This is a genomic window from Candidatus Laterigemmans baculatus, from assembly GCF_010367455.1.
In the GTDB taxonomy this organism is placed as follows: Bacteria; Planctomycetota; Planctomycetia; order Pirellulales; family Pirellulaceae; genus Laterigemmans; species Laterigemmans baculatus.
The window spans coordinates 15,955-31,119 of sequence record NZ_WRPR01000068.1 but is presented as its reverse complement, the minus strand read 5'-3'; the positions used below and the strand labels follow the sequence as shown (position 1 = coordinate 31,119).

Sequence of the window (15,165 nt, the reverse complement as noted above, 5' to 3'; positions counted from 1 at the left end):
AGCCGAAGGCGACTGCTTTTTAAAACACAGTCGCCTTCGGCTTGCCGTTAAACGACTTGGTAGCCAACTGCTGGGCACTGCTGACTTTATGGCAGTTCAGCGTGAGAAAGTGGCGCTGTCCAGCTAGGCTCTGTCAGAAAACCCAGTGGTTTCAGGCTTTTGAGCCGTAGGCGCTAGCCTCGGGCCTCGCAGCCCCGGGATTTCCGCTGCAGCACCCGCGGCTAGCGCGTGGCGGCTGATTTAATCAACCCACCGGCGAAGCGTTGGGGCAGCGACGAGGGAGCCGGAGTGCCTTGAGGAAGGGCCCGCGAGAGAGTGCGGGTTTGAGAACCGCTTGACCGGCCGCGAGGTGGGGCCGGAGCTGGGAGTTGTCCCGCTTGGACTTGAACCAAGAATAACGGATTCAGAATCCGTCGTGTTGCCAATTACACCACGGGACAATCGTGGCGGTGGAGTGGTGCCTGCCACCGTTGGAGTAAAGCTAAGTCCGAAAGCGAATTTGGTCAAGAGCGGAGCAGCGGGACCTTCGCTTCCTGCGGGGGGTTCGTTGACGAACCGTGCTCGCTGGCTGACAATCCGGCGAGCGATGCCGAGACGCTTGCTGCGGGGACGGCTCCCCGCGGCGGTTCGGCCGCCATCTCCCCCCTCGCAGCGCTGTTCCGATATGGCTTTTCTGACCCTCGCCGACGCTGGGCCGGATGCCGAGCGATTTTCGCTCGACGCGGACGAGATCGTGCTTGGCCGCCATCCCGACTGCGACGTGGTGGTCGATGTCGGTGCGGTCAGCCGGCACCACGCCAAGATCCGCCGCCGCGACGGCCAGCACTGGGTCGAGGACCTGAAGAGCCGCAACGGCACGTTCCTCAACGGCCAACTGCTCCGCCACCCCGAGTTGTTGCGGGAGAGTGACCGGATCCGGATCTGCGACGTCGAATTCGAATACCGCGAGGGGGAACGGATCACGACCAAGCTGGTCCCCGACTCGGCGATGCTGTTCGGCGGCTCGAGCTTCGGCGTGGTGATGGTCGACGATCCGCCGAGCGAAGGGAGCCCGGCTGTCTCGCGGGTCGAGGTCCGCAAGACCGGGAGCGGCGTCCATCTGGCGGCGAGCGTCGAGACGAAGCTCTCCGCCTTGCTGCGGATCACCCAGGCCCTTGGCAACGCCTTGGCCTTGGACGAGGTCCTGCCGAAAGTCCTCGAAGGCTTGTTCAATATTTTTCCCCAAGCCGACCGCGGGTTCATCGTGCTGGTCCAGGGGGACGGGGAGCTGGTGCCCAAGTGGGTGAAGACGCGACGCCCGCAGGCCGAAACCGAAACGCTGCGGATCAGCCGCACGATTATCCGCGAGGCGATGACCGAAGGCTCGGCCATTCTTTCGCTCGATGCGAGCAGCGACGCCCGCTTCCAGTCGAGCGAATCGATTGCCGACTTCCGCATCCGCTCGATGATCTGCGCCCCGCTGATCAACGGAGAAGGGGAGGCGATCGGCGCGCTACAGATCGACACGATCGACCAGCGCAACCGGTTTGAGGAAGGGGACGTCGAGGTCTTGGCCGCGGTCGCCACGCAAGCGGGGATGGCGATCCACAGCGCCCAACTGCACGAACAAGCGCTGCTGCAGAAAGAGGTCGAGCACGATTTGAAGCTGGCCACCGAGGTGCAGGCGGCGTTCCTGCCCCACGCGGCTCCCGAGATTCCCGGCTTCCGCTTCCACAGCTACTACGCGGCAGCCAATCACGTCGGGGGCGATTATTTCGACTATATCGATCTGCCCGACGGCCGCATCGGCGTGGTCGTCGCCGACGTCGTCGGCCACGGCGTGGCAGCGGCGATGTACATGGCCAAGCTTTCGGCCGAAACGCGGTTCTGTCTCGCCAGCGAACCCTCGCCGGCCCTCGCCGTCGAGCGTTTGAACGACCGGATGAGCGACTTGGGCGTCGAGCGGTTTGTGACGTTTTTGCTGATCGTGATCGACCCGGCCCGCGCCACCGCGACGATCGTCAACGCCGGACACATGGCGCCGATCATTCGCCGCGCCGGGGGCGAGTTGATCGAACCTGGAGCCGACGAAGCGGGGCTGCCGATCGCGATCGGTCCGGGGATGAGCTACCAAGCGGTCACGCTCCCGATGGACGAAGGAGACGTCGCCGTGCTCTACACCGACGGGGTCAACGAAGCGACCAACGCAGCCGGCGAACAGTTCAAGATCGAAAGGATCCGCCGCGTGATCGCCGAGGGAGGAAGCGGAAAAGCGGTCGCCGATCGGTTGATCAAGAAGTTGCAGCAGCACGTCGGCCCTGGGGCGGCCGAGGACGACATCTGCTTTGTCACGATCGAACGCGCCGCGCCCAAACCCTCCGTCTCCGACTCGAGCCTCGCGACCGGCTCGAGCGTGATCGAAGCGGAGGAGCCGAAGACGTCGGCGTAGACCGGATGTTTCATCAGCCGCCGGGCGGTAGGCCGGATTATTCATCAGCCGCCGGGCGCTAGCCCCCGGTTCCCGAAAAAACCGAGAGAACCGGACGCTAGCGCGTGGCGGCTGATGGTCCAAAGCGAGAACTGGACTTTTGGAGACACAGTCGCCTGCGGCTTGCCGTTAAACGATACCTTTGGATCGCACATCGATTCCTCATGAGCAACGAACAACACAGCGACCGGGTCCGGGCGAGCGTTCAGTATCGCGGAGAAGTCCAGGGCGTCGGCTTTCGCATGACTGCGGTTCGCCAAGTCGCCGGGGCGGCGATCGACGGCTGGGTCCGCAATGAACCCGACCTGAGCGTGCGACTCGAGGCCGAGGGGCGACGCCGCGACGTCGAAGTCTTTTTAGGCCGCGTCCGGGGAGCTTTGGCCGAGCGGATCGACGACGAACAGATTCATTGGGTGCCAGCGAAGGGCGAGCGAGGCGGCTTCCGCATCCAGTACTGAGCCGCGTGCAGCATCGATCGCGGGCCGGAGCAACCAGGCAGTCCGGGCAGGACCGCCAGAATCGGACCGGTCATGGCCAGACTCCTGGGGAACCGCCGCGAACCGGGTGGGGCGCCGCCTCCTCGGCCATGTATGATTGGTCCGCATCAAACCTTTTTTCGTCTGGCTGCGTAGCAACCCGGCGAAGTGGTCTGCCGAGGTGGCGCGGCCGGGCTGGGGTGCTGGGTCAGGCTGGAAAGCCTGACGTCCTTATCTGATTTGAATGATTTATTCCTCGAGAGGTTGTCGACGATGCTCGCGTTGGTGCCGCTGCAAACGACACCGTGGTTGCCGGTTTGGGTAACCCCGCTGTGGATTTTAGGAATCGGGGTGCTGGCCGGTTTTGTGGTCGCCGCGGTGCTGCTCGCCGTCCTCGCGGTGCTCTCCCGCGTGCCGGGCTTGGGGACGCTCGGAGATCGCCCGCGGGTCGCCAACGCGGTGGCCGGAGTGCTGACGTTGATCGTCGCGGCGGTGACGCTGTCGCTGTACTGGTCGCAAACCACCGCGGATTACCGAATCTTGCTGATTCTGCCGGTGTTGGCGATGTCGGCGATCGTCGGCTGGGGATTGGTCTACGGAATGTGGCGGCGGACGGTGCACGAGCTCTGGTCGGTGCTGACCGAAGGGGTGATGGGCTACGCGTTGGGAGCCGCGGCGGTCGTGATGGTGATCGGATTGGCGATCACGCCCTGGGCTGAGGATACCCGCCCGATCCTGGAGAGCCTCAAGCAGGTCAACTGGGTCGGTGACGGCGAGCGAGTCCAGCCGATCGTCGTGCCGGCGGTCTCGAGCGACGTGACCGACCCCGACGACGCACCCTTTCGGCAGTTCTTCGTCGAATACGATCCGGCGGCGATCACTGAGCTTTCGATCGAGAGCAATCGCACGATCATTCTGGCCGACGCCGAATCGCCCGAGGATTTTCAGATCCGGCCGACGCGGATCGATCCGGACGCTCCGTTCACTTGGAAGCGCGGGGAGCTCGGCGGCGTGCCGCTGCCGACCGATCCGGCCGAGGGACTATGGATTCAGAACCGCGAGATCGACCCGGCGACGGTCAACTTTCGGATCGTCAGCCTGCCGCCGATTCAGCAGGTTTCGTCGATCGTGATCGCGGCCCTGGCAGTGGTCCTATCGATCCTGGCCTACATCGCGTTCCGCCAGGCGGCACCGCGGGTGGCGGCGATCGCGCTGGCGACCAGCAAAAGCGAGATGGCTCAGCCGCTGTACTTCGTGCTCCTGGCGCTCGGGGCGGTGGCGATGATCCTGTTCATGATTGTGCCGTTCAACACGCTCGGCGAGGACATCAAGCTGCTCAAGGACAGCGGGATGACGCTGATCATGGTGCTCGGCTTGATCCAGGCGGTGTGGTCGGCCGGGACGAGCGTCGCCGACGAGATCGAGGGCAAGACGGCGCTGACGGTGCTCAGCAAACCGGTTTCGCGGCGATCGTTTTTGCTCGGCAAGTACGCCGGGATCATGATGGCCGTGTTCGTGCTGTTCGTGGTCCTCGGTTTGTTGCTGATGGTGGTCACCGCCTACAAGCCGATCTTCGACGCCCGCGAGAACTCGCAGGAGGTTCCGATGTGGCAGGAATCGCATGGCGAGATGGTGTCGGTCGTTCCGGGGATTGCGCTGTACTTCATGGAGACGATGGCGATTGGCGCGATCGGCGTGGCGATCGCGACGCGGCTGCCGATGCTGGCGAACTTCGTGATCTGCTTCATTGTCTATGTCGTCGGAAACCTGACGGCGCCGCTGGTCCGCTCCTCCGACGGCAGCAACGAGCTGGTGGGCTTCGTCGGTAAATTGATCGCCGTGGTGGTTCCCAACTTGAATGCATTCAACATCCAGTCGGCCGTGGATGCGGGAAATCCGATCCCGCCGATCTACCTGGCCGGGGCATTCAACTATCTTGTCTGTTTCGGGATCATGACGTTGATGGTCGCGTTACTGTTGTTTGAAGATCGCGATTTGGCTTGATGCATCGATGAGCGTGCCACCCTCCTCGCCGACGGCTCCTCCGGCAGCTTCGCCTTTGAAACGCGTGTTGCAGGAGACCAGTGGAGCCGCCTGGTGGGGCTGGTATGTGGCCGCGGCCGCCGCGGCTCTCCTGGTTCCGGCGGTCATCCTCGTCTGCGGGTTGATCGCCCAGTTGCTCGCCGAGGGCGGGCTGCGGGCCAGCCCAGTGCCGCTCGGGCGGATGCTCACGGTGCCGATTCCCGAATCGCTGCTCCGCCAAAAGCCGCTCGACCAGTTGCTTTGGCTGGTTGCCGCTGGGTTGTTCTTGGCCCTGCTCCACACGCTGGCCCTATTCTTTTTTTACCGCGGCCTGTACGCCCGCTCGCGATGCGTCAGCCGGATGCTGCACGAGCGCGTGCTGGGGACGAGCATCCAAGTCGCTGCGGCCGAAGGGATCAGCGCCCAGCGAAGCCGCACGCGGCTGTTGATCGACGAGCAGCTGCCGATGGTCCACCAAGGACTGATCGGCTGGTGGCGGGCGATGCCGCGGAGCGTTCTGCTGGCTCTCAGCTGCATTCTGCTGGCATTGGCTGTGGACGTTTGGCTGGCGACGTTGGCGATCATCAGCGGGCTGATCGTGTGGCGTTTGTATCGTTGGCTGGAGCACCTTGGCGACCGCCGGGCCTCCACCTTCGATCTCCCCACGCTTCGCCGCCGCTTGGTCGAAGCGGTGCAGACCGCGCCGCTGATCGCCCGGGTGCGCGGCGACGAGACGCCGGTCGACGAGTCGGGGGGGCCGCTGGGACGGCTGATGGAAGTCGGTCAGATGCGCGACCACCAGCGGGCACGGCTGATCCCCGCGGTGACGCTCGCCAGCGGCCTGGTCGTGGCGTTGCTGACGTTGGCCCTCGGCGGAGCGATGCTCGAGGAGGAAGCCGCGTTGGGGCTCCCCAGTGCCCTCGTGCTCGCTCTCTCGCTGGGCGGGGCAGTCACCGGTGCCGTTCGCGTGATCCGCTCGCTGGGCCAGTTGCCTGCGCTCCGCGAGTCGGCTGAAGCGGTTTATTTGTTCAGCGACCGCGCTCGGGAATCGCGGACCGCCGAGCGGATGGGGCTGGCGGGGCTGCGGCATGCGATCGAGCTGTCGAATGTGACGCTCCCCGACGGTTCGGGACGGCCACTGCTGAGCGGGCTGTCGCTGCGGCTGGAGCCAGGCTCGGTCGTCGCCGTGCTGGGGACTGAGCCGGTCGCCGTCGGAGCACTGGTCGAGCTGCTGCTGGGATTTGGTCAGCCGAAGACGGGGCGAGTGACGGTCGACGACATCGCGATCCACGATTTGCATGAGCGGTGGTTGTCGAAGCAAGTTCTTTGGATCGGTCGCAGCGGTCCGCTGTGGTCGGGGACGATCACCGATAACCTCAGTTTTGCCTCGACGACTCCCGACAGCGGCCAAATCTCCGATGCCACCCGGCGGGCCGGCGTCTACGATCGGCTGCAGTCGATGGGGGACGGCTTTTCGACCCTGATCACCGCCGACGACGGACGGCTCGACGATTCGACGCGGTACGGGCTGGCGATCGCCCGGGCGCTGATCCGCAAGCCGGCCGTCGTGATCGTCCAGGAGCCCCCGGCCGTTCCAGGTTCACTCAGTGACGAGCCGGCGATCGACGCGCTGTGCGAATTGGCTCGGAGCGGCTCGCTGGTCGTGATTCTTCCGCAGCGGCAGCGGACGCTACGGATGGCCGACCGCGTCGTGCTGCTCAATGGTGGCCGCTTGGCGGGCGAGGGACGCCACGAGGAGCTGCTCGCCAGCAGCGACCTCTATCGCCACCTGAACTACGTGCTGTTCAATCCCTACCGCCATCTGCGCAATGCGAACGGCTAGATCCAAGCCGCAGTCCGGATGAATCATCAGCCGCCGGGCGCTAGCCCCCGGTTCCCGAAAACGCCGTGACAACCGGACGCTAGCGCGTGGCGGCTGATTTTTATGCCCCAATGAGTCGAGATAACGCGTGACACCCATGAAAAAAGCCGTCGTGGAATCGGATCCACGACGGCTTTTTTTGAGCTCGTATGTCGACGGGGCGTGGCTCAGGCCATTTCTTTGAGGGCCTTGAGCGGACGGATCGTCAGCTTTTTGCTGGCCGGTTTCGGGGCCAACCAAATTTCTTCGCCGTTGGACGGGTTGCGGCCCTTCCGCTTGGGCTTGGCAGGGACATCCTTGAGGGTGATCTTGCAGAGACCGGGAATCGTGAATTGCCCGGCGCCCTTGTTGCCCAACGAGGCTTCGATTTCGCTGCTCAGCGCGTCGAACACGTCGCCGACCTCTTTCTTGGTCAGGCCGGTGGTTTCGGCAATGTTCGCCACGATCTGTGTCTTAGTGAGGGCCTTCGGGGGTGCAGCTTTCGCCATGGGGGTCGCCTTTGCGAACACGGGTTAAACAGGTGGGCCAGAAAAGTCCTTCCGCGGTACGGAACAGGCAAATGGTTTAAGGTTTGCTGTTCCCGCACGCAACCCGACGAACCCGGAAAAACCTAGGTTTTTCCGGGACCTCCGCCTCACCGCGGCTGCTCCCTCGCCAAGCCGCCCCCCCGCCAGGGGAGGATTGCCGGCGGTGAATCTAGCGGGCTGAATCGGCCCCGAGGAGTGCCGCGGCGCGGAGCGCCGGATCGCCACTATCGCATATCGTCCGAGAGCAGCCCGAAGGTTCGGTCGAGGGCCTCCAAATTCCGCGATTCCTCCTCGCCCGCCAAGGCCTCGGCTTCGGCTGAACGGAGCTCGAGACGCGGGAGCAGGTCGAGCATCGCCAGGTCGACCGCCTCGGCTCCGCTCACGCCTTCGCCTTCACCCTCGAGCATGTGGCTCCGCAGTGGCATGCTCGCCGCTTCGTCCCGCTCCGCTCCGCTCGCATCGCCACTCGAGCCGCTTGGCGAATCGATCGGCGGCGTCGCCTGCCCGGTTGCAGCCGACTGGGAGGCGAGCAGATCGGCTGCGCCGCCTGGCGAAGCATTAGCGTCCGAGGAGTTGCCTTCGCCTTCGCCGACGAGCGAGGGATCGCTGCTGCCCGCGTTGGAGCCGCCTGCACCCGTGCCTGCACCCGCATTCGTGCTCGTGCTCGTGCTCGTGCTCGTGCTCGTGCTCGTACTACCCGTGGAGCTGGCCTGCGTGGCGGGAGCCGCTTCGCCCTCGCCCTCGCCCGTCTGCTCGCTCGCCGCGCTCGCCGCGCTCGCCGCGGCGGCGCTACTGGAGCCAGTCACCGTGGAGTAGGTCACGGCGGCCGGGTCGACGTTAATTCGCAACAAGCGGTAATTCCCAACGCTGCCGCGGACTTCGACCTTCGAATCGGTCAGCGGCAACGTGGCGGCGCGGCGTCCGCTGCCGCTGGCCGCGTCGACTTCGATCCGCACGCTCTGGCCGTTGGCGGTGAGGCTGATCGACGGATTGCCTGGGGTGGTCGAGTTGTCGGTCGCGGTGAGCCAGGTGGCGGTACCACCGACCGGGACGACTGCGAACACGTGCGACTTCGGAGCGCTGCTCAGGAAGTCGCGGATCGACAGCCACTCGGCCCTCAGGCTGCCGACTTCCACCGGCATAACGACTGGATCGACCGCATCGGCGGCGGAGTTGAACGTGAACCGCTGCTCGCCTCCCTGCAGGAACGGCACGGGCGGCACGACGACTTCGTAGTTCCCCGGGGCCAAATCCTGGAAGTGGATCGATCCATACGGGTGAGCCGTCGTGGGAGCCTGGAAGGTTCCCTGAGCGGTGACCGCGGTCCCGTTGTAATCGTTGCCCGAGAGCGACGCGGGAAAGTTCGCCGCGTAGTCGAAGGCTGCTCCGCCGTTCGAGCCGGCCGGCGAGGCGAGGCTCAGGATGAAGTCGCGAGGAATGTAGTCGAGCACCGCCACGGTCAGCGTTCCGGTGGCGGTCGTGCCGGAAGCATCGGTCACGGTGTAGGTGAAGCTGTCGTTGCCGGTGTAGGTGGCCGACGGAGGTGTGTAGCGGACCGTCTTCCCGTCGCTGGAGATCGTAACCGTTCCCCCCGAGGCGGTCGTTCCGACGGCGGTAATTCTCAGCGCTTCACCAGCATCGACGTTGACGGCATCGAGCGCGGCGACCTGCAGGACCGTGACATTGGTGTTGCCCTTGGCCATCTGCGCCGTCCGGGCCGGAGCCGGGGGCGGATCGTTGACCGCCGTGACGGTAAAGGTCGCCGTGGCGGTGGCGGTGGCGCCGTTGGAGTCCTTGATGGTGTAGGTGACTTTGTCGACACCGCTGAAGTTGGCGTTCGGTTTGTAACGCAGCTTCATCCCATCGGAGGTGCGGCTCACCGTGCCGTTGGCGGTGGTTCCGACCGAGAGGATCGTAAAGGTCTCGTTGGGATCCTCGCTCGAATCGTTCGCCAGCACGTCGTAGTCGGCCGCGGCCGCGTCTTCGCTGATCGTGTAGCTGTCGTTGACGGCGGTGGGGGGCGGATTGCCGGCGACGACCGTCACGGTCACGGTGGCGGTATCGGTCAGCGAACCATCGGAGAGCGTGTAGGTGAACGTTTCGGTTCCGGTGAAGCCAGCTTTGGGCGTGTAGACCACGTGCGTCCCGCTGCTGCCGATCGTCACCGTTCCGCCGTTGGAGGTCGAGCCGACGGCGGTCACCCGCAGCGTCTCGCCGGTGTCGGGGCCCATGGTGTCGTTGCCGAGGACGTTGATCTGGTTCAGGGTCGAATCCTCGACCACCTCCACCGCGTCGTCGACGGCGACCGGAGCATCGTTTTGCCCCTGGACCGTCACGCTGACGGTCGCCGTCTGAGTCCCACCGTTTTGATCGGTGACGGTGTAGGTGAAGGTCTCGACGCCGACGAAGTTGGCTTTGGGCGTGTATCGCAGCTGGTTGTTGACGATCGTGACGGTGCCGTCGGCCGAGGTATCCGAAACGCCGGTAATGGTCAGCGTCGTGCCGCTGGTGAGGATGGTGTCGTTGGCCAGCGGGTTGATGGTGTTGTTGGTGCTGTCTTCGGCGACCGTGGCGGTGTCGTTGGTGGCGGTGAAGCTCGAATTGATGGTGAGATTCAGCGCTCCGTAGACGATGCGGCTGTCCGGGATCTCGCTGTTTTCGTCGAGCAGCGTCACTTCGGTGGTGTCGCCGTCCGCCGGATCGGAGGCGATCGTGAGATTGCCGCCGGCGAGCGCCCGCATGTTGACCGAGAACACGAGCCGTTCGCCGGGGCCTTGGGGGCTGGTTTGCGAGGCGAAAGCGCCGACCTCATCGATCAACCCCGGGCTGACCGTGCCGCGCTTGCCGCTCCCGTACATCGAACCGTACTCGATCGGATCCTCCTCGACGGCTTCCGCCAGTTCGGCTTGGAAGATCAGGTCGACGTAGAGCGAGAAGACTTGCTGGGCGAAGATTTCCGAGCGCTCATCGGTGCCGTAGACATTGACCTTGAACTCCTGCCCGGGAGCCAGCTCGGTGATCACGTTGCCATCGGCGTCGACCGCTTCGAGCCGGATCGTGACCTGCGGGTCCGAGCCGACATTGACCGTGTAAGTCTGCTCGCGGGAGTTTCCGGCGGCATCGGTCAGCGAGACGACGATCTCCTGATCGCCTTCTTGGGCGGCGGTCGGAGTCCAGCTGATCGCGCCGTTGGTCGGGTTGACGGTCATTCCCGCCGGCCCCGAGACGAGGCCATAGCGGAGCCCGTTTCCTTCCTCGCTGTTCTGCATATTCGCGAGGTAGGGCACGCCGACGCTCGCTTGCGACGGGATCACCGGGCTGAGCCCCGGAGCGACCGTATCGAACGTGAGCGAAAAGGCGGGCGATTTCGCGCTCTTGACCCCGCCGACCGACTGCCGGGCCGTGACTAGGTGCACGGCGTTGCCGAGGGCGGCGAAGTTGTTCGTGGTGATCGTGACCGTCGATCCGTTTGCCGTTCCCGTACCGACCTGGACGTCTCCGGCCAAGATCTCGACGGTCGCTCCGGAGGTGACTCCGGTGACGGTGAAACTCAGCGGCGTCGCGTTGGTGATCCGGTCGCTGTTGCTGATCCCCGAGTCGCTGCCGGCGTTGAGCGTCACGCCGGTGGGGGCGGCCGGGCCGACGTTGACCGAGACGGTCTGGAGATCCATCGTGCTCGAACGCGTCGTGGCGTTGGTGCTGGTCGGCGTCGTCGCACTCCGCACGGCGACCTCCACCAGAATTTCACCCGCGTAGTTCGCAGCCGGCGTGACCGTCACCTCGCCGGTGGACTGATTGACCGTCGCGGTTGCCCCGGAGCTGCCAACCACTTTGGCTTCGTAGACGAAATCGTCCCCTTCGAGATCCACCGCCTCGAGCTGGAACACGGCGGGCGTTCCCGACGAGGTCGTGACCGGAGCGATGTCCTTCAGGTACGGCTTGGCGTCGACCGAGTCGGGCGTGACGTTCACGGTGATCACTTCGGTCGACACGTTGCCGTCGGCATCGGTGACCGTGATCGTGACGTCGGTGGTGCCGGTCCCGTTGCCGGTCGGCTTGAGCATCAGGACCGAGTTTTCGGAGTCGTTGAAAATTTCGACGCTGTCGATCACCACCGGCGTCGTGGGCCGGTCGCCGCTGCCCGTCTTGGTTTCGCTGATCGCTTCCCGCACCTCTTCGCCTTCGACCAATTGACCGAAGATCGAATGGTTGAAGTCGAGGTGCCGCGTCGCGCCTTCGGTGATGAAGAACTGCGAATCGTTGGTGTCGTCGAACGACTTGGCGTAGGAGAGAATCCCCCCGCGGTTGTGCTGCAGGTCGGGATGGAACTGGTCGTCGAAATCGCCCAGCGTCGAACCGCCCGAACCGGTCCCGGTCGGGTCGCCCGCTTGCAGCACGAAATCGTCGATAATCCGGTGGAAGATGATCGAATCGCTACCGTCGGCGTCGTAGAAGCCCGCCTGCGCCAACTCGATGAACCGCGAGGTCGGCCGCGGCGCGCGGTCCTCGAACAGCTCAAAGACCATGCTGCCCCAGCCCTGGACGTTGATCCGGGCGCTCCGGTTGCCCTGGAGCACGGTGGCGGTAAGCAGCTCCGGATTGGCGACCGAGACGGTGACCGTCAGCGGCTGGCCGTCGGGATCGTAGGCATCGATCGGGATATGCAGCGGCGAACCGATCTCGACCGTCTGGTTGCCCACCGGAGCGAAACTGGGCGTCTCCGACTGAGGGATCGCCACCCCGGATCGCTCCGACAGCTGCTGCAGCGTCAGCACGACTCCCTCCGCCCGCGACGAATCAGGAAACTCCCACGTCGGGAACTTCTCGATGCCTTCGGCCTGGCCGACCGCATTGAGCGTTCGGTCCGGATTGGTGACTTCGACGAACGGCAGCTCGACCTTGCCATCGCCAAACAGCGCTTTCTGCTGCGTGCAGACCGGACACCACGCGGCGCCGTAGAACGTCACACCGGCGTCGGTCAGCGCCTGGGCAAAGGCGACCAAGTCCGGGGCCGCTTCCCCTTCGGCCTGGAGCGTCGACGCGTCGTACTGGGCGGGAACGTACGAATCGTCCACAGCCGACACATCGGTGCTGAACATTTCCACATCACCGGCGAGCAACTGCCGTGGCTCGAGCGTCTCCAGCAGCAACCGCCCTCGCTGGACCGGTTCCGCCTCCCGACGACCGTGGAGCAAACGCTCCAACAGCCGGCGTCCGGCGGAGCTCGAACGGGCCGAGCGAGATCCAGAAGCGGGGCGAGCGTCGGACAAGCGTCGGTCGGTGGGCTGGTTCATGCGTGCGATCGAATAGCTTTACGAGGCGAGGGTGCTGCAATGAGCGAAAGAACGGGAACGGCAGTCGCAGCGGCGGTCGAGGTCTTCAAGCCTACTCCGGGGTTCCGCTGCCATTGCCGCCCGAGAGGGATGCTTCCATCGTGTCGGCTAGAAACCGCCGGTGAAATCAAAAAAACCGGCACGATTCATACGTCTTGCCTAGCCTCACGCGAATCGCTGGAGGCGGTTACGCAGGCCGCCGGAACTTGGGTCGGGGCGAACGAAGAGCGCGCAAGGGAAACCCCAGCAGCAGTACGCTGCCCCTTTGGACGAGCGCAGCGGGTCGGGAGTTCCCTGCTGTTTTCGGCCGCCACGCAATCGTTTAACGGCAAGCCGAAGGCGACGGTGTTTAAAAAGCAGTCGCCTTCGGCTTGCCGTTAAACGATTTTTCCGCGAGCCGTCCTGCTGCGAACCAGTCGAAGGTGGCGCTGTCCGCCTACGGAGGGTCGTAACCGCCGCGATTCCAGGGATGGCAACGCAAAATCCTTCGAACCGCGCGGAGCGAGCCCCGCACCACGCCGTACCGCTCCAAGGCCTCCACCGCATACTGGCTGCAAGTCGGCGTGAAGCGACAGTTGGGGCCGAGCAGCGGGCTGATCCCACGCTGATAGAAGCGGATCGCGAAGATCAACACCGCCCGAATCAGCCTGCCCATGCCACCTTGTGCCTCGTTGGTTACCGCCGCTTGCCCGATGAATGCTTGCCCGATGAATGCTTGTTCGGCTGACGCTTGTTTGGGGGCGGGGAGGGACCGGCCGAAGCGGCCCGAACGGCGAGTCGGCGGAGGGACTGCTGAACGCGGCCGAACTCCGCAACGGCCCCGCGTCGAGGCCGAACCACGAAATCAAAACCGGCGGGCAATTCGTGCTGCAACTGCCGATAGGCCTCGCGGATCAGCCGCTTCCATCGATTGCGGACGACCGCTCCCCCCGCCTTGCGAGGGATCGTCACCCCGAGCCGCCCCACGGCTTGCAGCCCCGTGCCTTGCGGCCCCGCGGCTTGCAGCCCCGCGGCTTGCAGCCCCGCGGCTTGCAGCCCCGCGGCTTGCAACTCCCCCACCGACGGTTGCGGAGCATCCGCCGATTTGCTCCGTTCCCCGACTCCTCTCCCCCGGCGGAGGCGGTTCGAGGGGAGCGCGTTGACGATCAGCGTCTCATCGGCAGCGAAAGAGCCGCTGCCGATGATGGCCGTGAAATCCTCTCCCGAAGCGATTCGCCGCCGCTTGGGAAAGCGATGGCGACCCTCAACGGACTTCGATGGTGTCGGGGTTGGATTGGTCACAGCCGTGGTGATTCCAGCGGGAAGCGGGCTGTTTTACCAGCTGAGGTTTTCGCGTGGCTTCATCGGGTGCCGCTGTTCGATCGCCCGGATCGCCGCCTGATCTTCCTCGTCGAGCGACTCCGGCAATTTGATCTGCAGGTCGACCAGCAAATCGCCGTTCGAACCGTCTCGATTTTGCACGCCTTGTCCCTTCAGCCGCAGTCGCCGACCGCTGCTGCTGCCGGGGGGAACGGTGAGCGTGATCGTTCCGTTGGGCGTCGGCACGTCGACCTTCGCACCGAGGGCCGCTTCGCCGAGGGTGACCGGGAGGGTGAGCAGCAGGTTTTGGCCGCTCCGCTGGAAATGGGGATGCGACGAGACGCTGAGGGTGAGGATCAGATCCCCCGCCTCGTGTCCGGTCGGCGAGGGCTGGCCCTGACCGCGGAGCCGGATCTTGGAGCCCTCGTTGACGCCGGGGGGAATGGTAACGCTAATCTTTTCGTTGCCTTTGCCCCGGTTCAGGTAGAACTCGACCTTGCCGCCGCTGACCGCCGTCCGCAGGGGGACCGTCAACTGGTGCTGGACGTTCGCGCCGCGTTCCGGAGCGCGGCGGCGGGGGCCTCGCGGCCCGCCGCGCCCGGCACCGGCCAATTGTTCGAAAAATTCCGCAAACCCACCTTCAAAACCGCCGCCTCCCCCGCGGCCGCCAAAGATCTGTTCGAGGTCCAGCCCTTCGAAGCTGGCCCCACCGCCCGCGCCGGGATGCCAACCGCCGTTGCGGATCTTTTCGAAATCCGAGCCATAGCGGTCGTAGGCGGAACGTTTCTCGTCGTCGCTGAGGACGTCGTAGGCTTCCTGGACGCGTTTGAATCGCTCCTTGGCTTCCGCATTATCCGGGTTCATGTCCGGGTGGTACTTGCGGGCCAGCTTGCGATAGGACTTTTGAATTTCGTCTTTCGACGCGTCTCGGCGGACGCCGAGCACCTGGTACAAATCTTCCGCCATAACCATGGGTTTGTTCGGGGCGATAACTCTGCGCGATGAGTGGAACGGATGACATAATGGCAGCTTGCCGACGCTTCGCCCAGCCACCGCAAAAACCAGTCCAGCCCTTTGCAGCAGTGTCGGCTCCCAGCGGAGATGCCGGCTAGCCGGGACGAGCTAAGTTTGGTGAGAGACAGCAAGACGCCCCCTCTCA

Annotated in this window: 9 protein-coding genes and 1 tRNA gene; 4 read left to right on the top strand and 6 right to left on the bottom strand. The window is 64.9% G+C overall.

Annotated elements, in window-relative coordinates:
• Window positions 1-368: 368 nt before the first annotated feature.
• A tRNA-Gln gene (locus GNK13_RS13710) sits at window positions 369-440 on the bottom strand.
• 224 nt (window positions 441-664) lie between these two features.
• Between GNK13_RS13710 and GNK13_RS13705 the strand changes: the two genes are divergently transcribed.
• The 4 genes from GNK13_RS13705 (at window position 665) to GNK13_RS13690 (ending at window position 6,808) form a co-directional block, all read left to right on the top strand.
• Window positions 665-2,428: a SpoIIE family protein phosphatase gene (locus tag GNK13_RS13705; RefSeq protein WP_164103117.1), complete on the top strand. Its 1,764-nt coding sequence runs from the start codon at window positions 665-667 to the stop codon at window positions 2,426-2,428.
• 203 nt (window positions 2,429-2,631) lie between these two features.
• Entirely contained in the window at window positions 2,632-2,925 is a 294-nt protein-coding gene (locus GNK13_RS13700) for an acylphosphatase (RefSeq protein WP_164103116.1), read from the top strand.
• 291 nt (window positions 2,926-3,216) lie between these two features.
• Entirely contained in the window at window positions 3,217-4,947 is a 1,731-nt protein-coding gene (locus GNK13_RS13695) for an ABC transporter permease (RefSeq protein ID WP_164103115.1), read from the top strand.
• Between the two features lie 7 nt (window positions 4,948-4,954).
• On the top strand, window positions 4,955-6,808 hold the full coding sequence (locus GNK13_RS13690; RefSeq protein WP_164103114.1) for an ATP-binding cassette domain-containing protein: 1,854 nt from the start codon (window positions 4,955-4,957) through the stop codon (window positions 6,806-6,808).
• A 206-nt stretch (window positions 6,809-7,014) separates the two neighbouring features.
• Here the strand turns inward: GNK13_RS13690 and GNK13_RS13685 are convergent, their stop codons facing one another.
• From GNK13_RS13685 to GNK13_RS13665, 5 genes are all read right to left on the bottom strand, one after another.
• Window positions 7,015-7,356 (bottom strand): HU family DNA-binding protein, encoded by a 342-nt coding sequence (locus GNK13_RS13685; protein WP_235935140.1) that lies wholly within the window; start codon window positions 7,354-7,356, stop codon window positions 7,015-7,017.
• 242 nt (window positions 7,357-7,598) lie between these two features.
• On the bottom strand, window positions 7,599-12,668 hold the full coding sequence (locus GNK13_RS13680) for an Ig-like domain-containing protein (RefSeq protein ID WP_164103113.1): 5,070 nt from the start codon (window positions 12,666-12,668) through the stop codon (window positions 7,599-7,601).
• A gap of 475 nt (window positions 12,669-13,143) precedes the next feature.
• Entirely contained in the window at window positions 13,144-13,362 is a 219-nt protein-coding gene (gene yidD / locus GNK13_RS13675) for a membrane protein insertion efficiency factor YidD (protein ID WP_164103112.1), read from the bottom strand.
• Window positions 13,363-13,382: 20 nt separating this feature from the next.
• A complete protein-coding gene (rnpA, locus tag GNK13_RS13670; RefSeq protein ID WP_164103111.1) occupies window positions 13,383-13,988 on the bottom strand; it encodes a ribonuclease P protein component in 606 nt (201 codons plus the stop codon).
• A gap of 33 nt (window positions 13,989-14,021) precedes the next feature.
• Entirely contained in the window at window positions 14,022-14,978 is a 957-nt protein-coding gene (locus tag GNK13_RS13665) for a DnaJ C-terminal domain-containing protein (RefSeq protein WP_235935139.1), read from the bottom strand.
• Window positions 14,979-15,165: the final 187 nt, after the last annotated feature.